The sequence below is a fragment of the Pseudoduganella danionis genome (assembly GCF_009720775.1).
Lineage (GTDB): Bacteria > Pseudomonadota > Gammaproteobacteria > Burkholderiales > Burkholderiaceae_D > Rugamonas > Rugamonas danionis.
On the sequence record NZ_WNKW01000001.1, the window covers coordinates 1,279,456 to 1,298,837 of the forward strand.

Annotated in this window: 19 protein-coding genes and 1 pseudogene; 11 read left to right on the forward strand and 9 right to left on the reverse strand. The window is 50.6% G+C overall.

The features are described 5' to 3' along the window. Position 1 precedes the first annotated feature (1 nt). A complete protein-coding gene (locus GM655_RS05485; protein WP_155433563.1) occupies positions 2-1,420 on the forward strand; it encodes a sulfatase family protein in 1,419 nt (472 codons plus the stop codon). A 277-nt stretch (positions 1,421-1,697) separates the two neighbouring features. Next, the gene (locus tag GM655_RS05490; protein WP_155433564.1) at positions 1,698-4,544 is read left to right on the forward strand and encodes a TonB-dependent receptor; all 2,847 of its coding nucleotides are present in this window, start codon (positions 1,698-1,700) and stop codon (positions 4,542-4,544) included. Between the two features lie 316 nt (positions 4,545-4,860). Here GM655_RS05490 and GM655_RS05495 read toward each other — a convergent pair whose 3' ends face one another. From GM655_RS05495 to trxB, 3 genes are all read right to left on the reverse strand, one after another. Then, entirely contained in the window at positions 4,861-5,493 is a 633-nt protein-coding gene (locus GM655_RS05495) for a trimeric intracellular cation channel family protein (protein ID WP_155433565.1), read from the reverse strand. Positions 5,494-5,572: 79 nt separating this feature from the next. Further along, complete coding sequence (locus tag GM655_RS05500; RefSeq protein WP_371866710.1) at positions 5,573-6,241, reverse strand: Smr/MutS family protein; 669 nt, start codon at positions 6,239-6,241, stop codon at positions 5,573-5,575. A gap of 2 nt (positions 6,242-6,243) precedes the next feature. After that, positions 6,244-7,197, reverse strand: coding sequence for a thioredoxin-disulfide reductase (gene trxB, locus GM655_RS05505; RefSeq protein ID WP_155433566.1), 954 nt, complete (start codon positions 7,195-7,197; stop codon positions 6,244-6,246). A gap of 254 nt (positions 7,198-7,451) precedes the next feature. On the opposite strand from trxB, the gene GM655_RS05510 reads away from it, so the two are divergent. The 6 genes and pseudogenes from GM655_RS05510 (at position 7,452) to GM655_RS05535 (ending at position 14,070) form a co-directional block, all read left to right on the forward strand. Further along, on the forward strand, positions 7,452-9,824 hold the full coding sequence (locus GM655_RS05510) for a DNA translocase FtsK (protein ID WP_155433567.1): 2,373 nt from the start codon (positions 7,452-7,454) through the stop codon (positions 9,822-9,824). A 75-nt stretch (positions 9,825-9,899) separates the two neighbouring features. Continuing rightward, positions 9,900-10,532, forward strand: a complete 633-nt coding sequence (gene lolA, locus GM655_RS05515) for an outer membrane lipoprotein chaperone LolA (protein WP_155433568.1) — start codon at positions 9,900-9,902, stop codon at positions 10,530-10,532. A 28-nt stretch (positions 10,533-10,560) separates the two neighbouring features. Then, positions 10,561-10,965: pseudogene (locus tag GM655_RS05520) on the forward strand (AAA family ATPase); the annotation flags it as partial. Between the two features lie 31 nt (positions 10,966-10,996). After that, on the forward strand, positions 10,997-12,301 hold the full coding sequence (locus tag GM655_RS05525; protein ID WP_155433570.1) for a replication-associated recombination protein A: 1,305 nt from the start codon (positions 10,997-10,999) through the stop codon (positions 12,299-12,301). Between the two features lie 9 nt (positions 12,302-12,310). Then, on the forward strand, positions 12,311-12,952 hold the full coding sequence (locus GM655_RS05530) for an Eco29kI family restriction endonuclease (RefSeq protein ID WP_155433571.1): 642 nt from the start codon (positions 12,311-12,313) through the stop codon (positions 12,950-12,952). A 2-nt stretch (positions 12,953-12,954) separates the two neighbouring features. Beyond that, the gene (locus GM655_RS05535; protein WP_371866711.1) at positions 12,955-14,070 is read left to right on the forward strand and encodes a DNA cytosine methyltransferase; all 1,116 of its coding nucleotides are present in this window, start codon (positions 12,955-12,957) and stop codon (positions 14,068-14,070) included. A 24-nt stretch (positions 14,071-14,094) separates the two neighbouring features. Here GM655_RS05535 and GM655_RS05540 read toward each other — a convergent pair whose 3' ends face one another. From GM655_RS05540 to GM655_RS05550, 3 genes are all read right to left on the reverse strand, one after another. Then, entirely contained in the window at positions 14,095-14,427 is a 333-nt protein-coding gene (locus tag GM655_RS05540; RefSeq protein ID WP_155433572.1) for a hypothetical protein, read from the reverse strand. Positions 14,428-14,505: 78 nt separating this feature from the next. Beyond that, the gene (locus GM655_RS05545; RefSeq protein WP_155433573.1) at positions 14,506-15,930 is read right to left on the reverse strand and encodes a relaxase family protein; all 1,425 of its coding nucleotides are present in this window, start codon (positions 15,928-15,930) and stop codon (positions 14,506-14,508) included. A gap of 2 nt (positions 15,931-15,932) precedes the next feature. After that, positions 15,933-16,358 carry a plasmid mobilization protein gene (locus GM655_RS05550; protein WP_155433574.1) on the reverse strand — a complete coding sequence of 142 codons (426 nt, stop codon included), beginning with the start codon at positions 16,356-16,358 and terminating at the stop codon, positions 15,933-15,935. Positions 16,359-16,645: 287 nt separating this feature from the next. On the opposite strand from GM655_RS05550, the gene GM655_RS05555 reads away from it, so the two are divergent. The 3 genes from GM655_RS05555 (at position 16,646) to GM655_RS05565 (ending at position 17,636) form a co-directional block, all read left to right on the forward strand. Then, positions 16,646-16,897 (forward strand): hypothetical protein, encoded by a 252-nt coding sequence (locus GM655_RS05555; RefSeq protein WP_155433575.1) that lies wholly within the window; start codon positions 16,646-16,648, stop codon positions 16,895-16,897. Positions 16,898-16,908: 11 nt separating this feature from the next. Continuing rightward, positions 16,909-17,229 (forward strand): hypothetical protein, encoded by a 321-nt coding sequence (locus GM655_RS05560; RefSeq protein WP_155433576.1) that lies wholly within the window; start codon positions 16,909-16,911, stop codon positions 17,227-17,229. 224 nt (positions 17,230-17,453) lie between these two features. Continuing rightward, the gene (locus GM655_RS05565) at positions 17,454-17,636 is read left to right on the forward strand and encodes a hypothetical protein (RefSeq protein WP_155433577.1); all 183 of its coding nucleotides are present in this window, start codon (positions 17,454-17,456) and stop codon (positions 17,634-17,636) included. A 204-nt stretch (positions 17,637-17,840) separates the two neighbouring features. Here GM655_RS05565 and GM655_RS05570 read toward each other — a convergent pair whose 3' ends face one another. From GM655_RS05570 to GM655_RS05580, 3 genes are all read right to left on the reverse strand, one after another. After that, positions 17,841-18,233 carry a helix-turn-helix domain-containing protein gene (locus GM655_RS05570; RefSeq protein ID WP_155433578.1) on the reverse strand — a complete coding sequence of 131 codons (393 nt, stop codon included), beginning with the start codon at positions 18,231-18,233 and terminating at the stop codon, positions 17,841-17,843. Between the two features lie 142 nt (positions 18,234-18,375). Beyond that, positions 18,376-18,732: a hypothetical protein gene (locus tag GM655_RS05575; protein ID WP_229632377.1), complete on the reverse strand. Its 357-nt coding sequence runs from the start codon at positions 18,730-18,732 to the stop codon at positions 18,376-18,378. Next, the gene (locus GM655_RS05580; protein WP_155433579.1) at positions 18,732-19,103 is read right to left on the reverse strand and encodes a hypothetical protein; all 372 of its coding nucleotides are present in this window, start codon (positions 19,101-19,103) and stop codon (positions 18,732-18,734) included. The genes GM655_RS05575 and GM655_RS05580 overlap by 1 nt, the downstream gene beginning before the upstream one ends. Positions 19,104-19,382: the final 279 nt, after the last annotated feature.

Below are 19,382 nucleotides of genomic sequence, written 5' to 3' on the forward strand. Positions count from 1 at the left end.
CATGACTGATACCCGTCGTCGCAATTTACTGAAAACCCTGCCCGCGCTGGCGCTGGCCGGTGCGCTGCCGCGCGCGTTGGCCGCCAAACCGCAGCAGCCGAATATCCTCTTCATCCTGGCCGATGACCTCGGCCATGCCGATCTGGGCGTGTACGGCCAGACGGAGATCCGCACGCCCCATCTGGACCGGCTGGCAGCGCAAGGCCTGCGCTTCACCCAGGCCTACGCCAATTCGGCCGTATGCTCGGCCACGCGCTTTGCGCTGATTACGGGGCGCTACCAGTACCGCTTGCGCGGCGGACTGGAAGAGCCTATTGCCGGCGCTTCCGACACCATAGGCCTGCCGCCCAGCCATCCGACCCTGCCATCGCTGCTGAAAAAGCAGGGCTATGGCACGGCGCTGATAGGCAAATGGCACCTCGGCTATCTGCCCACCTTCGGCCCGCTCAAGAGTGGCTACGACAGCTTTTTCGGCAACTATGGCGGCGCTATCGATTACTTCACCCACAAGCCCGGTGTGGGGCCGCAAGTGAAGGAAGACCTGTACGAAGGCGAAGTGCCGGTGCAGCAGATAGGCTACTACACCGACCTGCTGGGCGCGCGCGCGGTCGAATATGTGCGCGCCCAGCAGGCCGGCAAACCGTTCCTGCTATCGCTGCACTACACGGCGCCGCACTGGCCTTGGGAAGGACCGGGCGACGAAGCCGTGTCGCGCGAGATCAGCAACATCTTCCATTACGACGGCGGCGATCTGGCCACCTACGGGCGCATGGTGGAAGCGCTCGATGCGTCGATAGGACGCGTGCTGCATGCGCTGGAACAGCAAGGGCTGGCCGAGAACACTATCGTGATCTTCACCAGCGATAACGGTGGCGAACGTTTCTCCAAGACGTGGCCGCTGACGGGGCAAAAGACGGAGTTGCTCGAAGGCGGCATCCGCGTGCCGGCCATTGTGCGCTGGCCCGCGCAGATCAAGGCAGGGCAGGTGAGCGAGCAGGTCGCCATCAGCATGGACTGGCTGCCGACGCTGCTGGCAGCGGCCGGTGGCGCGCCCGATCCCGCTTACCCCAGCGATGGCGAGAATCTGCTGCCCCAGTTGCTCGGGCAGGCAGCCGTACGGCCGCGTACGCTGCTGTGGCGTTACAAAGCGAATGCCCAGCGCGCCATCCGTTCGGGCGACTGGAAATATCTGCGCATAGGGGGCAATGAATTCCTGTTTGATGTTGTAAAAGACCAACGCGAACGCGCCAACTTGGTGCAACGCCATCCAACTATTTTCAAGCAATTGAAAGCGCAGTGGGAGCAGTGGAATACGCAGATGTTACCGATCACAGCCGATGTGCGCACGCATGGTGTTTCAGGTCAAATACAGGCAGATCGCTATGGGATCAAAGCGGTTGGCGGAAAGATTGACGATTAGTTACTTATTGTTACAAATGCGCAGGAGTATTAGCGCAGAAAAATTAGTTTTTCAGTAAGTAAATTTGTAACTGTTGTTTATTTGTGAAATTTATCGGAACCTTATTGACGACCTGTTTAGCAACATGGTTCCATGCGCAGTTAGTAATTGGCGGGCAGCGGAATACCATTCCGTGATGCACGTATCAAGTTGCTTACCATGCGGCCCCGTTGGTGCAGAACAGCGCAACTAGCGGTTATTGTTTTTAAAGAAGAATTTTGGGTCTGGGAGAAGTGCAATGAAGTTACGTATGAAATCCATGCCGCTTGCAATCCTGCAAGTTGTGGCGAGTGGTGCGCTGACGATGGCTGTAAGCCAGCCTGCGTTTGCGCAGCAAAAAGAAGAAGTCGTGCCACAGCGTGTGGTGATTACCGGTTCGCTGATCAGCCGTGCTGACAAGGAAACCGCTAGCCCAGTGCAAGTACTGACGGCTGAAGACATCGCCAAGTCGGGCTACACCTCCGTCGCTGAAGTGCTGAGCAACCTGTCGGCCAACGGCCAGGGCGCTCTGGGTAGCGGCTTCTCGGGCGCGTTCGCAAACGGCGGTGCTGGCGTATCGCTGCGCGGCCTGACCGTGGGCCTGACCCTGGTGCTGATCGACGGCCACCGTATGGCTCCGTATCCACTGTCGGACGATGCCCAGCGTCAGTTCGTTGACGTTTCGGCAATTCCATTCGACGCGATCGACCACATCGAAGTGCTGAAAGACGGCGCTTCCTCGGTGTACGGTTCCGACGCGATTGCCGGCGTAATCAACATCATCCTGAAAAAATCGTTCAACGGCACCAGCATCAAGACTGATGCAGGTACCTCGCAGCACGGCGGCGGCACCACCTACAAAGCTGCGATCACCCACGGTTTCGGTGACCTGGCGACCGACGGCTACAACGTGTTCGGCTCGCTCGAAATGCGTCACGCTGAAGCCATCAAACTGTCCGACCGTGACAACCAGATCTGGGCCAACGGTGACTGGAGCAGCCGCGGTGGTATGAACCTGACCCGTGGTGTGCCGAATGCACAGAACAGCCGCCTGATCGCTACCAGCAGCCCGTTCTTCTACAACCCGGCCGGTACCGGCGGCGTGAACAATCCTGCGAACTTCCAGTTCCTGGATCCTAGCTGCAACTACAACAAATACATGGCTGGCGGCTGCGCGATTCGCGATACCGTTTCGTTCCTGCAGCCAGAAACCAAAAACGTCAACGCACTGGTAGGCTTCACCAAGAACCTGGGCGACGACTGGAAACTGGCTGTGAAAGCTTCGGTGTTCCAGCGCGAAAGCGAAAACAACCGCGGCGTGCCAGCGACCTTCTCGCCTAGCAGCTTCACCGGCAACACCTCGCTGGTTCCTGGTGCGAATCCGAAGATCGTGAACGTGTACGGTTCGACCGTATTCCCAGCTTCGTACCCACTGAACACGCTGGGCGCTCCTGCCCGTCTGTACGGCTACATCCCTGGCCTGGATCCATCCAGCACCCAGAAAAACAAGGCGACTTCGAGCCGTCTGGTCGCTGACCTGAACGGTAACTGGAACGGCTGGGATATCGGCGCTGCCCTCGGTTACACCCGCGTCAAGACCGATATCGACTACAGCGGCTACGTCAACCGTGCTGCCCTGTATCAGGCTATGACCCGTGCCAGCAACCCGTTCAGCCCGCTGGGTGGCAACTCTGCTGCCGACTTGGCCGCTGTTTCGCCGCACTTCAATAACCAGGCAACCGATACCCTGACCTTCGCTGACGTGCACGGTGTGCATGAAGTGATGGAACTGGCTGGCGGTACCATGAACTTCGCAGCCGGCCTGAGCTACACCCACAAAAACCTGAACGCACCGTCGGCTGATCTGCTGGCACAAGGTGTGGTTGGTAACGGTGCAGCTTATGTGTTCGGTAAAGAAACCAATACCGCTGCTTATGCCCAGTTGTCGGCACCTGTGCTGAAAAATCTGGAACTGGAAGCTTCGGCACGTTACGACCACTACGACACCTACGGTCACTCGTTCACGCCTAAAGCTGGCTTCAAGTACAAGCCTATGGACATGCTGAGCCTGCGTGGTACCTACTCGCGTGGTTTCCGTGCACCGAATGCGGCTGAAAACGGCATCGCCGGTTCGTTCTTCTCGTTCCACGCGATCAACGATCCTATCCTGTGCAAAGACGGCAATCCTAAGACTGCCGGCAACGTCCCAGCGGCATGTAACTTCGCTCCTGCGTTCGTACAGCAGACCACCAAGGATCTGTCGCCAGAGAAATCGAAATCGTACACCTTCGGTGCGATCTTCGAGCCTACCCGCAACTTCAGCACCACCTTCGACTACTACCGTATCGAAGTTAACAACCAGATCAACACCGCAGCCGGTCTGCCAGGCTTCGTACCAACCTACGTGCGTAACGCGATCTTCCCAGTGGATATCGCTGACGGCAAAGGCGGTACTTACTCGGCCAACCCATCGGTGGGTACCATTGCTTACGGTTCCTCGGGTTATGTGAACTCGGGCGGCACCACCACCAGCGGTATCGAACTGGACTTCCTGTACAAGCAGAAGCTGGGCGATCTGGGCAACATCAAAGCTGATCTGACCTTCAACCACATGATTTCCTATGTGCTGAGCTCGAACGGCATTGATTACGAACTGGCTGGCACCCACGGTCCTTCCGTGATCTCGGGCGACACCGGCAATCCGAAAAACCGTGCTCAGCTGACCCTGGGCTGGGACAAAGGTCCTCTGGCTGTAACGACCACCTTCAACTGGGTTGGTTCGTTCTCGGCTCTGGATCCATCGGTTGACGTAACCGAGTGCAAAGACGTAGCGTCGGTATCGGGTCGTGCTTACTTCTACGGTAAAGACACCCCAGCTGGTTACTGCCACGTACCATCGTTCATGTCGACCGACCTGAACGTGACCTACAAAATCGGCAAAAACTGGATGATCAAAGGTTCGATCCTGAATCTGTTCGATCGCAAACCACCGATCGACGTCGCTACCTACGGCAACTCGAACAACCTGACCGCGTACAACGCTACGCTGCATCAGGCTGGCGCAGTCGGCCGCTTCTTCTCGCTGGGCGCGAACTACTCGTTCTAATCTAGCAAGCTAAGCTAAGCAAAACGGCACACCTTAGGGTGTGCCGTTTTTTTTCGGGGTCAGGTCTGTCATTCTCTTTTCGGGGTCAGGTCTGTCATTCGGACATTGAGGCAATACCTTTGTGCTAACTCAAGATGCGAGCGCGCGAAGCAGGCAGGCAGTGATCAGATTGGCGATTTAAGGCGTGCAGGGCAATGCGCACTTGTGTGAGCTCATGCTGGCGTTGGATACGATGCTGGCTAGAGATGCGTACGGATATAAATCAAAGGTGCGTAGTCAATGTCCGAATGACAGATCTGACCCCGATTTTACGCTTTTAATGCTTGCCGATACGCAAATCGAAGGACCAGGTCAGCAGGCGGATGATGGTGATGGCGGCAGCGCTGGACCATAGGGCAAAGTCATCCGAGACTTCGGTGTATTGCAGGCCGATGTACATCCAGCAGCCGAAGAAGGCGCAGATGGCGTAGGGTTTGCCATCGCGGAACACCATCGGTACTTCATTGCAGACGATGTCGCGTAGCACACCGCCGAAGATGCCCGTAATCACGCCCATCATGGCGGCGATGAAGAGCGGCATGTGGGCCGCCTGGGCCTGCGATACGCCAGCCACGGCAAACAGACCGAGGCCGATGGCATCGGCTATCACGATCAGCCGCTCCGACAGGATCTGGCGCAGCGTGCGCATCAGCGGCGAAGCCACCAGCGCCAGAATGAAGATCAGAATCGCATATTCCTGATGCATGACCCAGAACAGGGGGCGCTTGTCGAGCAGGATGTCGCGCAGCGTGCCGCCGCCGAATGCCGTAATGAAGGCCACCGTGAAGATGCCGACGATGTCCATGCGCTTGCGGCGCGCTTCCACGAAGCCGGAAAACGCGCCCACCAGAATCGCGACGATTTCGATGACGGTGATCAGGGAGACGTGGGGAACGACGACGTGCTTCATGTTCGCTATGGACAAAGTGGTAATGTCCATAGGTTAACATGTCCACCGCCTAGCGTGTAGGATTGTTTCTTACTGGGAATTAGTAGCGGGTCGGCTGTAGCGCAGCGCGCAGCAGGACGATCAGGGCGCCTTCGCCGCCGTCATGGTTGCGGGCCTGGCAGAAGGCCACCACGCCTTTCTGTACCAGCCAGCTATGCACCATGGACTTGAGCACGGGTTCCTGTCCGCGCGAGCCGAAGCCGCGGCCATGGATCACGCACACGCAGCGGTAGTTGCGCTGGCCGGCGCGCGTCAGGAATGCGCCCAGCGCGTCACGGGCCTGATCGCGGTTCATGCCGTGCAGGTCGAGTTCATCTTGCACGGGCCAGTGGCCCTTGCGCATTTTTTTCATGACATCGGGACCGACGCCCGGCGCGCTGTAGTTGAGCGCCGGATCGTCTTCCAGATAGTGATCGACTTCGAACAGGTCGGACAGCGATTCGCGCAGCACGGCTGCATCGTCCTCGGCCTGCGTCAGCTTGCGCTTGGGCGCTGGCGCGGGCGCGACGGTCTTCGGTGCTTGCGGCACGTAGCGGTTCTGATCTGGCATGCGTTGCACGCCGCCCAGGCTGGACTGGAACAGATTGGCCTCGCGCGCCTGCTGCGCTTCCCGTTGGACGCGTTCGGCTTCGGCTGCCGCACGCGTCTCGGCCTGTTCCTTGAGCTGCTTGCTCAGGGATTTCAGGTCAGCGAAGTCTTTCAGGGCCACGCTTACTCCTGTGCTTCGAGGTAGCGCTGGGCGTCCAGTGCGGCCATGCAGCCCGTGCCGGCGCTGGTGATGGCCTGACGGTAGACGTGGTCCTGCACGTCGCCGGCGGCAAACACGCCGGGGACGCTGGTGGCCGTGGCCATGCCTTCGTTGCCGGCGCGGGTCTTGATGTAGCCGTTGTTCATGTCCAGCTGGCCTTCGAAGATGCTGGTGTTCGGCTTGTGGCCAATCGCCACGAACAGGCCGTGCACGTTCAGTTCGGTGACGCTGTTGTCTTCGGTCGACTGGATCTTCAGGCCCGTCACGCCGCCTTCGTTACCGACCACTTCCTGCAGCGTGTGGTTGTACTTGATGACCACTTTGCCTTCGGCCACTTTGGCATTCAGGCGGTCGATCAGGATGGCTTCGGCGCGGAACTTGTCGCGGCGGTGGATGATCGTCACTTTATTGGCGATATTCGACAGGTACAGCGCTTCTTCTACGGCCGTATTGCCGCCGCCGATCACGGCCACTTCCTGATTGCGGTAGAAGAAACCGTCGCAGGTGGCGCAGGCCGATACGCCGCGGCCCATGAATTCCTGCTCCGATGGCAGGCCCAGATACTGGGCCGAAGCGCCGGTCGCGATGATCAGGGTGTCGCAGGTATATTCGTGGCTGTCGCCGATCAGACGGATCGGTTTTTCCTGCAGTTTGACGGTATGGATGTGGTCAAACACGATGTCAGTATTGAAACGTTCAGCGTGCTGCAGGAAGCGCTGCATGAGGTCCGGACCTTGCACGCCCATCGGATCGGCCGGCCAGTTTTCCACGTCGGTGGTGGTCATCAACTGGCCGCCTTGCTCGACGCCCGTCACCAGCATAGGCTTCAGGTTGGCGCGGGCCGCATAAATGGCGGCGCTGTAACCGGCTGGGCCGGAACCGAGGATCAGTACGCGTGCGTGTTTAGGAGTGGTCATGGCAGGCTTCTTCTGTGTGTTGGATTAATCCGGATGTGGGGCCGGCGTGGCGAATAGCAAGCGCAGCAGTGTTGTAGCGCTGCCTGCTTTCGTCCGGGCAAGGCTAGATTATAGTCCAAGCAGCGTTTCCACATGAATCGGCGGTCCCGTTCGCCGCTGTATGGCTTAGAATAAGCGTATCCGAACATTTCTTGGCATATAACATTGCCGGATTTTTCTCTTGGCTTTCTCTTTGCTTTGTCCTAATTCTATTTATGAGCAGTAAAAAAGTGCAGGAACGGGCGCCCAAGGCCGTCGTTTCCGGCTATACCCGCACGCCTACCGAACGCCAGCCTCTGCCCAACCGGCTGGTGCGGCTCCTGTCCGAAGCGCGCTGGCTGGCGCTGGCTGTACTGGGCGTGTATTTCGTGCTGATACTGGCCAGCTACGACAAAATGGATCCGGGCTGGTCGCACGGTACGCTGGTACCCAAGGTGCACAATCTCGGTGGTCGTGCCGGCGCCTGGCTGTCCGATCTGCTGCTCTACATCTTCGGTTTCTCTGCCTGGTGGTGGGCTTTCTATCTGCTGCGTCAGGTCTGGCTCGGCTATCGCGGCCTGACCCAGAAATATGTGCTGGCCAAGACGCCCGAACCGGAACATGCGCAGGAACCCTTGATCCGCGCGATCGGTTTTGTGCTGCTGTTCGTCGGCTCGATCGGCCTCGAATACCTGCGCATGTACACGCTGCGCGTGCAACTGCCCCGTGCGCCGGGCGGTGTACTCGGTGAGCTGGTGGGGCACTCGGCCCACGTAGCGCTCGGCTTTACCGGCGCTACCTTGCTGCTGTTGCTGATGTTCGGGCTGGGCCTGAGCCTGTTCTTCCACGTCTCGTGGCTGACGCTGGCCGAGAAGGTCGGTACCGCCATCGAACTGGGCATCGAGTGGATAGTGCTGCGCTACCAGTACCGTGAAGACCGCCGTCAGGGCGAAGTGGCGGCCGTCAAGCGCGAAGAGGTGGTGGTGACGGAGCGTGCCAAGCATGTGGAGAAGCATGTGGTGGCGGCGCCCGTGAAGATAGAGCCGCAGGTGGTCACTGTCGTCAAGTCCGAGCGCGTAGAGAAAGAACGTCAGGCCAGCCTGTTCCAGGATATGCCGGCCGACAGTACCTTGCCGGCGCTGTCGCTGCTCGATGAAGCGGCCGAAGTGCAGGAAACTGTGTCGATCGAGACGCTGGAATTCACCAGTCGCCTGATCGAGAAGAAACTGTCCGACTTCGGCGTGGAAGCCAAGGTGGTGGCAGCTTATCCGGGCCCCGTGGTGACGCGCTACGAGATTGAACCGGCCACGGGCGTGAAAGGTAGCCAGATCGTCGGTCTGGCGCGCGATCTGGCCCGTTCGCTGTCACTGACCTCGATCCGCGTGGTGGAAACCATCCCCGGCAAGAATTACATGGCACTGGAATTGCCGAATCCTAAACGCCAGATCGTGCGCCTGAGCGAGATTCTCGGTTCCAAGGTCTATCACGATAATGTCTCGCCACTCACGGTGGCTCTGGGCAAGGATATTGCCGGCAAGCCGGTGGTGGCCGATCTGGCCAAGATGCCGCACTTGCTGGTGGCCGGTACGACGGGCTCGGGTAAGTCGGTGGGGATTAACGCCACCATTCTGTCGCTGTTGTACAAGGCCGATCCGGCTGATGTGCGCATGATACTGATCGATCCTAAGATGCTGGAAATGTCCGTGTACGAAGGCATTCCGCACCTGCTCGCACCGGTAGTGACGGATATGCGCCAGGCCGGCCATGCGCTGAACTGGGCCGTGAACGAGATGGAGCGGCGCTACAAACTGATGTCCAAGCTCGGCGTGCGTAATCTGGCCGGCTATAACGCCAAGATCGCGGAAGCCAAGAAGCGCGAAGAACATATTCCGAATCCGTTCAGCCTGACGCCGGATTCGCCGGAGCCGCTGGAAAAACTGCCGACCATCGTCATCATCATCGACGAGCTGGCCGACCTGATGATGGTCGTCGGTAAGAAGGTGGAAGAGCTGATTGCACGGATTGCGCAGAAAGCCCGTGCTGCCGGCCTGCACCTGATTTTGGCGACCCAGCGTCCATCGGTCGATGTGATTACCGGTCTGATCAAGGCGAATATTCCTACCCGTATCGCTTTCCAGGTATCGTCCAAGATCGATTCGCGTACCATTCTGGACCAGATGGGCGCGGAAACCCTGCTCGGCATGGGTGATATGCTGTACATGCCGCCCGGCACGGGCCTGCCCGTGCGCGTGCACGGCGCCTTTGTGTCCGACGACGAAGTGCACCGCGTGGTGAAACACCTCAAGAGCACGGGCGAGCCCGATTACATCGATGGCATCCTCGAAGGCGGCACGCTGGAAGGCGGCGAAGGCGGCGAGGGCGCTGCGGCAGGCGAGGGCGGCGGCGAGGCCGATCCTATGTACGATCAGGCGGTACAAGTGGTGCTGAAGAACCGCCGCGCTTCGATCTCGCTGGTGCAGCGCCATTTGCGCATCGGTTACAACCGCGCGGCGCGTCTGCTCGAGCAGATGGAGCAGAGCGGGGTGGTGTCGGCCATGCAGTCGAATGGCAACCGCGATATTCTGGTGCCAGCCGCCAGTGCCGAATAACTAGCGCCGCATTAAGGCCACGATAAGCGGCGCCGTGTAGGCTGGGCCGCAGTTAGACTCAACAGGATAAATCGTATGCATCGTTTTAAATATCTCGCGCTGGCATTGGCCGGCTGGCTGGCCGTAGCGCACGCGCAGGCCAGCGCACTGGAACAGTTCAAGAGCTTTGTCAGCTCGACCAAGGCGGCCCGTGGCGAATTCAGCCAGCGGCAGGTGAAGAGCAGCACGGGTGAAGCGCCTAAAGTGTCGTCGGCGGCCAGTGGCACTTTCCTGTTCGCCCGTCCCGGCAAATTCATCTGGACTTACAGCAAGCCGTACGAACAGGTGCTGCAGGCCGATGGCGAACAGCTCTTCATCTTCGACAAGGATCTGAATCAGGTCACGGTGAAGAAGCTAGGCGATGCGCTGGGCTCCTCGCCGGCCGCCATTCTATTCGGCAGCAATGATCTGGAAAAAAATTTCACACTGTCGGAAGCAGGTAGCAAGGATGGGCTGGAATGGCTCAAAGCCGTGCCCAAAGCCAAGGACACGAGTTTCGAACTGATTACCATAGGCTTGCGCAATGGCTTGCCGGAAGCCATGGAGCTGAAAGACAGCTTCGGCCAGACGTCCGTGCTGGCGTTGCGCAAGATCGAGAAAAATCCGCCGCTGACGGCCACCACGTTCAAATTCGTCATGCCCAAGGGCGCGGACGTGTTCAATAATTAAGCCGCTGGCCTGACCAGACTGATTGCGCATGGCTGATCTTTTTACCACCGAACCGCGCCCGCCACTGGCCGAAGCACTGCGTCCGAAAACGCTGGACGAAGTGATAGGCCAGTCGCACCTGCTGGGGCCGGGCAAGCCTTTGCGCCTCGCATTCGAATCGGGCCAGCCCCATTCGATGATATTGTGGGGGCCGCCCGGCGTGGGCAAGACCACGCTGGCCCGGTTGACGGCCACGGCCTACGATTGCGAGTTCATTGCGCTGTCCGCCGTATTTTCCGGTGTGAAGGATATCCGTGCAGCGATGGAGCAGGCCCAGCACAATCTGGAGCGGGGCAAGCACACCATCCTGTTCGTCGACGAGATTCACCGCTTTAATAAAGCTGTCAACCACTATATAAATCAACAACTTAGAAGTGTGATTGTGCAATTTCTTGTGCTTCCCCATTGTTCAGTGGGGGTAAAGCATGGCTGATTTGTTCGCACAAGAGCCTGTTGCACCACTGCCAGAAGCACTCAGACCACGGACCTTGGAAGAGGTCATTGGGCAGTCACATCTTCTAGGTGAAGGTAAGCCACTGAGGTTAGCTTTCCAGTCAGGTAAGCCCCACTCCATGATTTTTTGGGGCCCACCGGGTGTTGGTAAAACCACTCTGGCTAGACTGACTGCCAACTACTTTGATTGTGAGTTCATTGCACTGTCTGCGGTCTTCTCTGGTGTGAAAGACATCAGGGGCGCAATGGAACAAGCCCAACAGAATCTTGATAGAGGAAAGAAGACGATTCTGTTTGTGGATGAAATTCACAGATTCAATAAGTCCCAACAAGATGCCCTTCTTCCCTATGCAGAAAGTGGCTTGGTCACTTTCATAGGGGCTACAACTGAGAACCCATCTTTTGAAGTGAACTCTGCCCTGCTGTCTAGGGCTCAGGTCTATGTCTTGAAGTCTTTGACAGAAGGTGAGTTGAAGTTGTTGTTGAAGAGGGTTCAAGAACAAGTTCTTGGACACTTGAAGTTTGAAGACCTGGCAGTAGACACCATCATTGGATATGCAGATGGTGATGCCAGAAGATTCTTGAACCTGCTGGAACAATGTTCAACGGCTGCTAGTGCTGCTGGTGTGGAAGTCATTGATGCAGAGTTCATTGGAAATGCACTCACTCTGAATTCAAGAAGGTTTGATAAGGGTGGTGACAACTTCTACGACCAGATTTCAGCACTTCATAAATCGGTCAGAGGTTCCAATCCTGATGCTGCTTTGTATTGGCTGACAAGGATGTTGGATGGTGGTGCTGATCCAAGGTATCTATCCAGAAGAATCATCAGGATGGCATGGGAAGACATTGGACTTGCTGATCCAAGAGCCATGCAGATAGCCAATGATGCAGCTACAACTTTTGAGCGGTTGGGAAGTCCAGAAGGTGAACTAGCACTTGGACAGGCTGTGATTTATCTAGCTATTGCTGCCAAAAGCAATGCTGGCTACAACGCCTACAACCAAGCAAGAGCTTTCGTGAAGCAGGACAAGAGTAGAGAAGTTCCTGTTCATCTTCGCAATGCTCCAACAAAGTTGATGAAGGAATTGGGCTATGGGCATGAATACAGATATGCTCATGATGAACCGAATGCCTATGCTGCTGGTGAAACATACCTACCTGATGGGATAGAAGAACCAGGTTGGTATCAGCCAGTTCCAAGGGGATTGGAAATCAAGATTGCTGAAAAGCTGAACCTACTGAAAAAGTGGGATGAAGAAGCGGGAAAGAAATAAGGTGAAAAAATGATTAGACAACCTTTTGATAGAAATAAGCACGTTTACCACAATGAAGCTTTCGTTGAACTGGTAAAAGATGCTGTTCGTTTCTTTAATGGAACACCAGTTCACGAACTTCCACCACCAGAAAAATTTCTTGGAACGGGTGTTTATGCACTTTACTACACTGGTGACAATCCACTTTATACGCGTTATAAAGAGCTAAATCGTCTTTCGTATGATTTCCCTATCTATGTAGGAAAGGCGGTTCCCGGCGGTTGGCGTCAATCCAGAATTTCAGATTCTGAATCAACTCAATCAAATGAGTTGTATCGTAGATTGAGCGAACACAGCAGGAGTATTTCTGCTGGTGATGGATTGAACCTTTCTGATTTCTCTTGCCGATTCGTAATTTTTGAAAGAGAAGGATCGGACATGATTGGTTCAATTGAAGCTGCACTTATCAAGCTGAATAGACCTCTCTGGAATTCATGTGTAGATGGATTTGGCAATCATGATCCTGGTAGTGGTAGATATGAGCAAGCCCGTTCAGATTGGGATGTGATTCACACAGGTAGAGTGTGGGCTGATCGTTTGAATGGGACTCCGAACAGCAAGAATGATGTTGTTGCAAATATTGCAAATCATCTGAAGAACTTGAAGAAGTAATAGTGAAATCATTAGAGATTTTTTCTGGCACTGGTGGGTTAGCCAAGGGGCTGGAAATTGCAGGGTTTGAACATGCATCTTTTGTTGAATTCAACAAGGATGCATGTGTGTCACTTCGGAATAATTTCAATCCAGAAATTGTTTTTGAAGGTGACATAGCAGAATTTGACTTGAATTCCTTAGATGGAGTTGACATCGTCGCTGGTGGTCCTCCTTGCCAACCATTTTCTTTAGGTGGTAAGCACAAGGCACATCAAGACAGCAGAGATATGTTCCCTTATGCAATTCGTTGCATTGAACATCTTCAACCCAAAGCATTCTTTTTTGAGAATGTAAAAGGTCTGCTCAGAGCATCATTTGCTGAATATTTTGACTACATCATTCAGAGGCTCACTTATCCGCACTGCACAATCAAGGATGAAGAGAACTGGGAAGAGCACCTACACAGACTCAAGAAATTGAATCATAAGAAGTATGAAGGTCTTAGGTATGATGTTTCATTCAGGCTCCTGAATGCAGCAAACTATGGTGTGCCACAAAAGCGAGAACGGGTAGTTATCATTGGCATTCGTTCAGACTTAAAGAAGGAATGGAAATTTCCTGAGCCAACTCATACAGAAGATAGGTTGAATTGGGATAAGTTTGTAACTGGTGAATATTGGGAGCGACACAATATTCCAGTTCAAGAAAATGCTTCTCTTTCAAGAGTATTAAAAGACAGGTATGGAATTTTTCCACCTGAAGAAGCGCCTTGGCAAACTGTTCGTGATGCATTGTTTGGTGTTCCACATCCAAACGATAAGCACGACATTCCAGACCATATCTTTAAGGATGGTGCAAGAACCTACCCCGGTCATACAGGCAGTGAAATTGATCAGCCATCAAAAACAATCAAGGCTGGTGGTCATGGTGTCCCCGGTGGGGAAAACATGATCCGCTTTGAGGATGGTTCAGTAAGATATTTCACCACCTATGAAGCAAAGTTGATTCAGACATTCCCAAAGGATTTCATTGTCACTGGTGCATGGGGTGAGGCAATGAGACAGATTGGCAATGCTGTACCTGTCAAGTTGTCTGAGGTAATTGCAAAACATCTATTTAAATTATTAAATGGCTAAAAAAAGCACCTTCGGGTGCTTTTTTTATGATTTCCAATTTCGTTTCCAATCCTCGAATGTCTCTTCTGTTAGTTTCTTACCGTAATACCACCATTCTTTATAGCCGTTACCCCATTCAACAGCAGGACCATCTTCATGATGGAAAAAACCATTTATAGACCATTTGTTAATGGTACACCTCTGTTCTGTTTCTACAAGTTCAATAGCTGGTCCATCAGTGCGATGTAAGCAGCCATTCAAACACCAATGCCTGTTGCCATTTCTCCATTCAATGGCAGGGCCATCTTCACGATGAATTTTTCCATTTTTATAATAAGTAGTGGTTTCTGAGTTGATAATTATTCCATTCTTTTTCATTTTTTCCTCTTATTGTATTTTGTCTTTCATATTGCTAGATGATATTTATCTTTTAGCAAAAATAGTTAAGGAGTCAACTCACTTCTTGAATTTTTTATGATTCAAGGCTTCTTGCTGATTAAATGAATCCCTGAGTTTCTTCACTTGCTCTGCCATTGAAGCACTGCTTAATTTGGCTCTCACTCCTGCGGCTTTTGCTTCAAGTTCAGCAAGCTTTTTCGGATCTCTTGTGTTGGCTATTTCAGTGGTAAGTCTGTTGAGTTCAGCACTCAAACTGCCAACACTTCCACCAGAATTTGAACCACCTGAAATGATTGGTGCTGCTCCTGGTGAATCATCAGCCTGATTGTTGGACGGTGATTTATCGTTAGATGTTGATGCAGGTTCAACATCACTTCTTGGTGCTGTGGCTTCGACTGGTTTCTCTACTGGCTTAACTGGTTCAGCTTTGATTGGTTGTGATTTTGGCTCTTCTACTTTCACAGAAGCAGGCGCAGTGCCACCACCAGAGCCACCAATAGAACCACCCCCATCATTAACAGGCTTCTTGTCTTTTGGTCCATAAATGCGGTTCTTGTTTCGTCTGCCAACTGGTTTTGAAATCAAGGATTGATTGAAGTCTTTTCTTGACTTGATGAGTCTTGCAAGCTTCATTTTTACTGCTGAAAACTCTTTATCAGATAGCTTGTTTTGTGATCCACTTTTTGCTGATTGATAAGCTTTGGCTATCTTCTTGAAGTCTGCACCGTGCTCATAGGCAGGACCTTTTAATCTAAAAGCCTTCTCACTTCCATATGGTTTGATGGAAATAAACTTGTCATTGATACGGGTGATTTCTCCAAAATTTTCTAGGAAATCACATAGCTCTTGTCTGCTGTTGATCTTTCCATTGATGATTTGATGAGCAACACAATCAGATACTTCATCTTTTGTTGGCTTAACCTTACGAAAACCATCAGCCACTTTGGATGTGGATTTCTCAAGAAGCTTGGTTTCAAATTTTGAATTTGAAGCCTTGGTTGGGTCTGCTACTACCTGGTTATAACCAAGACTTTGATTGATGACTGCATCAAAAGCATCTTTGAATTCATAGGTGGTTTGACCTGGTGGAAATGGGTTTAGCTGTCTGCCGGTAGTTAATTCAGCAAGAGGGATAACATAATTTAGCTCGATTTTTCCTTTGTCAGTATGGACGTTCCAGTAATCAACAAAGTGTTCACCATACTCCAATCCAGCCATAAAAGTTTTTCTGAACTGATCAACGATAACTTTAAGTTGTTCGTCAGTTGGTTGTTCTGCTTCACGGAATACCAAAGTACCACTTACATATTTATGCTTTCTGTCGATGGAATTTCCAACAAAAATGCACTGCTCTGCATCACCTGCAAAGTCACGTGGCTTATTTTTTCTTAGAGTTCCTTCATGGTCAAAGTCTGATTTTAGATAGTTGATTGCATCTTCAATCGGGCCAGTGCCACAGTTCGGCATAACGGCATTTATCATTTTTACTTCTTACTTTTACCCATCACTTCCTGTCTAATTTTTTCGTGTTCATCAAGTGCAGACTTCAAACTTTTAAGTAATTCAGTTGCTTCTTGTCTTAAAAATTCCGGCTTACTGTTCAACTGTTTGGCGATCTGATTCATGTTATTGCCAAGCTTGTTGAGTTGAGAAAGTAGGTTCTTGTTGATATTTCTTTCTTCATCTTTTAGATCCCAATAGAGATCAATCTTGTGCTCTTGACCTCCAAATAATTTGTATCTAGCAAACTTCGCCATTGAGTTAAAGTCTGTTTTTCTCCACGCATCTTTGAAACTTTTTAGCTCAAATGGTGATAGGTTGATCTCAATAACTTTTGTTCTTTTTAGTTGTTCACCATCATCAGAACCGGCTTGACCGGGATGTTTTTTTATTTGGTTTTCATCGTTCATATGCTCTCCTTTTTATTATTGTTGTAAGCATTTTTTCTAGGGGCTTGGGGGAACCCCAACAAGAGGATAAACCCATAAAACAGGAAAACCCCCGGTTCTCCTGGTATGGTTTATTAGTCTTGCTTTAAAAATTCTTAAAAAATAACTCAAAAATTTTTACCCACATTTTTATTCTACGAAATTAAAAAACTTTGTCGAATTTTTTCATAAAGTCGATATCAAAGTTGACTTAATTTTTTAGCTTGGTATTAATCTACATATAAAAAGAAAAAATAAGAGGCAATGAAATGGCGAAAACAGGAAGACCAAAAAAATATAATGATCTTGTTCAATTTAATCTCTACATTGAACGAAGTGACCTTGAAATTTTAAAAGAAGCTGTTAAAAGATTGAATGAAAATCACAACACTGGTGATTACACTTTGGCAAGCTACTCCCGAAAAATTTTCTCAACTGCCGCAAGGGGAATTAAAGAGAAAATGAAAATTCAGGATCAAAATAAACTGCAAAGTACAACAAATAGTGAGGTAAAAAAATAAAGGAAATGAGTATGAAGAATTATAAAAATGATCCAGTTGGAAGATACTTGTCTGATGAGTGTATCGAATATATTGAGAAGTTGAATGAAGAAAAATTTAATGGAAAACAATTCGGAAGAGTTTTTTCAGCAATCATTTATGATCATGATTCTCTAAATAAACGAATAGAATCAATGGGCGCAGAAATGAAAAAAATGAGAGCGGAAATTTCTGGGTTAAAGAAAGAAATAAAATTAAAAAATGATAAGAAAAATCAGAATAATCATGGAAGTCTTGAAGATTTGGATTCGATACTTAGATTAGATGATGAGGAAAACCCGTTCAAAATTTAAAAATTGATCTACTAAAAATGCAAGTCACCCGGCTGATGCCGCCCCTCAAAGGGGCTCATGTATAGAGAACCAGACGAGCTGGTTTCACTACGTGGCTTAGTTGTGGGGATGAGGTTTTTCATCGACCTGCTTTGTTTGTGGTTCAGATCCTGGACCATAAACAAAGTAGGTGCTCCCAGCCGGGAACGTTTGCGTTATGCTCACACTATCACAAGGAGAAAACGATGAATTCAGGAATCAGAATCAAGGCACTCAATGGAAACACCTTCACTGAAACAGTGATTAAAGATGGGATAACGTTCATCAATGTTTATGATGCTGATGGTGAACTTCTGGATGTGATGGAGGAAATTGCTTCATACATTCCATCAAGAGATAGTGAAGACAAGAACAAGATTGCCAAGTGATAAATATCATCTGGCAATAAAAAAGCACCCATTGGGTGCTTTTTTATCTGCTATTGATTCAATTTTTTGGTTTGCTAAAATTAATCATAGCTGGTTGTTTTTAGCGATGAACTAAACTGCATTTTTAATTGACGAGAGCACCAATTTCACAACCAAGCTGCTCTAAAAAGCTTCGACACCACTGTTAGGTGTCTATTTGGCTTTTCATCGTAGGTGATCGGGTAGTTTTCTAGTTCTACTCTTGTTCCAGGCTACTTTGCAAACTTGCTCAATAATTTGCATGATACTTTCACGATCATAAACAGAAACATTTTCAAGAGCCAAAGCAATTCTTTTTGTCTGTTCTTCAACTCTGAGACTAGTATCAATCACAAGCTGATCCAATCCACATTCAAAAATATCAGCTAGTTGAGCCAAACGCGTGATGGATAACTCTGCTGTTCCTTGTTCATATCTGGCATAAGAAGCAGTATTTAATTTTAGTTTTTCTGCTACTTCTTCTTGTGTGTAACCTGATGCTTCTCTCCTACGTTTGATGCAAGCACCAACCATTTTTTTAATTTTTTCATCCTGAATTTTCTTCAACTCATCATTCATGTAGCTCTCCTGATCTGGGTGTTGCTATCAGTATACTGACAAGAGCCGATGCGATCCAGTTGTAGCAAGTGGTGTTGAAGACTGGCATCCAATAAATATCATCTAGCAATCGGAAATGAAAAAGCACCCGAAGGTGCTTTTTTTAATCAAACAAGGCTTGTAGCTTTCGTTTGTCTTTGCTGTTCAAACAATTCATCAACATTGAGTAGTTTTCTTCTACTGTGCGGACAATTTCTTGGTGAAGATGGTCAAACTCATCAGACCCCATAAACTTGATGACAGATTGAGGATTCTTTGGGAGTCGTTTCAACCTGATTGCGGCTTCAACCATAAAGTAGCTATTGAAAGCGATCAAGGTTTCCTTGATTTGGTCATCACGGTTGAAGTTCATTTTCTTTTGGATGTTGATCAAGGTCTTTCCATCTTTGGTGTTAGCAAAGTTAAAAAGTGGTTTCCCCATTCCTTTGATACAGTATTGAAGGCATGTAGAGACTTTCATTACACACCTCCTTCTTGTGCATCATTCTTAGCAAGCAAGTTTGAAATGGTGCCACCTACTGCCATGAACATTTCAATGAAGTGTGTACTAACAATTTCAGAAGCAAATCCAACTGCTTGCTTCTGAAATTCTTCATTATCTAGCAAGTCAGGACGACCAGCTTGGCAAACTGAATTACAAATTTCTGTGAATTGATATGAGCAAAGAAAAGCGAATGCCTTTTCATCAGGGTTTTCCTGTTCACTGGCAACTTTAAGTGCGGCATCACAAGCTTTAGAACTGACGAAATCATTTAGTGAAATCGCGCCCAATGGAACAGGTCGAAAATTTACTGCAAATTTTGTTACTGCGTTTTTGTTTTTCTTAGACATGGTAATTCCTTTCATAAGTAGTTTGTCTATTTCATGTTGAACCCTCCTAGTAATAGGCAGTTGATGGGTAGTCGCTTTAAATTGTGTATTTCGTCGCTGAATCAGTGAAACGAATTTTGCGCCTTATAGAAAAAATTCGACAGACAGTTAAACGTTAGTACCCAACGTCAAACGTATGGTCGTAAAAAAAGCACCCGAGGGTGCTTCTATCGGAGCTATTGATTAATATTAATTTTGCGCTATTAATAGTGTAGCTAGTAGAGAGGTGCCTATGAGGCT

Bases quoted from the DNA above. Each gene is read 5' to 3' on its own strand.
- GM655_RS05485 (WP_155433563.1), top strand. From the start codon at position 2: ATGACTGATACCCGTCGTCGCAATTTACTGAAAACCCTGCCCGCGCTG.
- GM655_RS05490 (WP_155433564.1), top strand. From the start codon at position 1,698: ATGAAGTTACGTATGAAATCCATGCCGCTTGCAATCCTGCAAGTTGTG.
- GM655_RS05495 (WP_155433565.1), bottom strand. From the start codon at position 5,493: ATGAAGCACGTCGTCGTTCCCCACGTCTCCCTGATCACCGTCATCGAA.
- trxB (WP_155433566.1), bottom strand. From the start codon at position 7,197: ATGACCACTCCTAAACACGCACGCGTACTGATCCTCGGTTCCGGCCCA.
- GM655_RS05510 (WP_155433567.1), top strand. From the start codon at position 7,452: ATGAGCAGTAAAAAAGTGCAGGAACGGGCGCCCAAGGCCGTCGTTTCC.
- lolA (WP_155433568.1), top strand. From the start codon at position 9,900: ATGCATCGTTTTAAATATCTCGCGCTGGCATTGGCCGGCTGGCTGGCC.
- GM655_RS05525 (WP_155433570.1), top strand. From the start codon at position 10,997: ATGGCTGATTTGTTCGCACAAGAGCCTGTTGCACCACTGCCAGAAGCA.
- GM655_RS05530 (WP_155433571.1), top strand. From the start codon at position 12,311: ATGATTAGACAACCTTTTGATAGAAATAAGCACGTTTACCACAATGAA.
- GM655_RS05540 (WP_155433572.1), bottom strand. From the start codon at position 14,427: ATGAAAAAGAATGGAATAATTATCAACTCAGAAACCACTACTTATTAT.
- GM655_RS05545 (WP_155433573.1), bottom strand. From the start codon at position 15,930: ATGATAAATGCCGTTATGCCGAACTGTGGCACTGGCCCGATTGAAGAT.
- GM655_RS05550 (WP_155433574.1), bottom strand. From the start codon at position 16,358: ATGAACGATGAAAACCAAATAAAAAAACATCCCGGTCAAGCCGGTTCT.
- GM655_RS05555 (WP_155433575.1), top strand. From the start codon at position 16,646: ATGGCGAAAACAGGAAGACCAAAAAAATATAATGATCTTGTTCAATTT.
- GM655_RS05560 (WP_155433576.1), top strand. From the start codon at position 16,909: ATGAAGAATTATAAAAATGATCCAGTTGGAAGATACTTGTCTGATGAG.
- GM655_RS05565 (WP_155433577.1), top strand. From the start codon at position 17,454: ATGAATTCAGGAATCAGAATCAAGGCACTCAATGGAAACACCTTCACT.
- GM655_RS05570 (WP_155433578.1), bottom strand. From the start codon at position 18,233: ATGAATGATGAGTTGAAGAAAATTCAGGATGAAAAAATTAAAAAAATG.
- GM655_RS05575 (WP_229632377.1), bottom strand. From the start codon at position 18,732: ATGAAAGTCTCTACATGCCTTCAATACTGTATCAAAGGAATGGGGAAA.
- GM655_RS05580 (WP_155433579.1), bottom strand. From the start codon at position 19,103: ATGTCTAAGAAAAACAAAAACGCAGTAACAAAATTTGCAGTAAATTTT.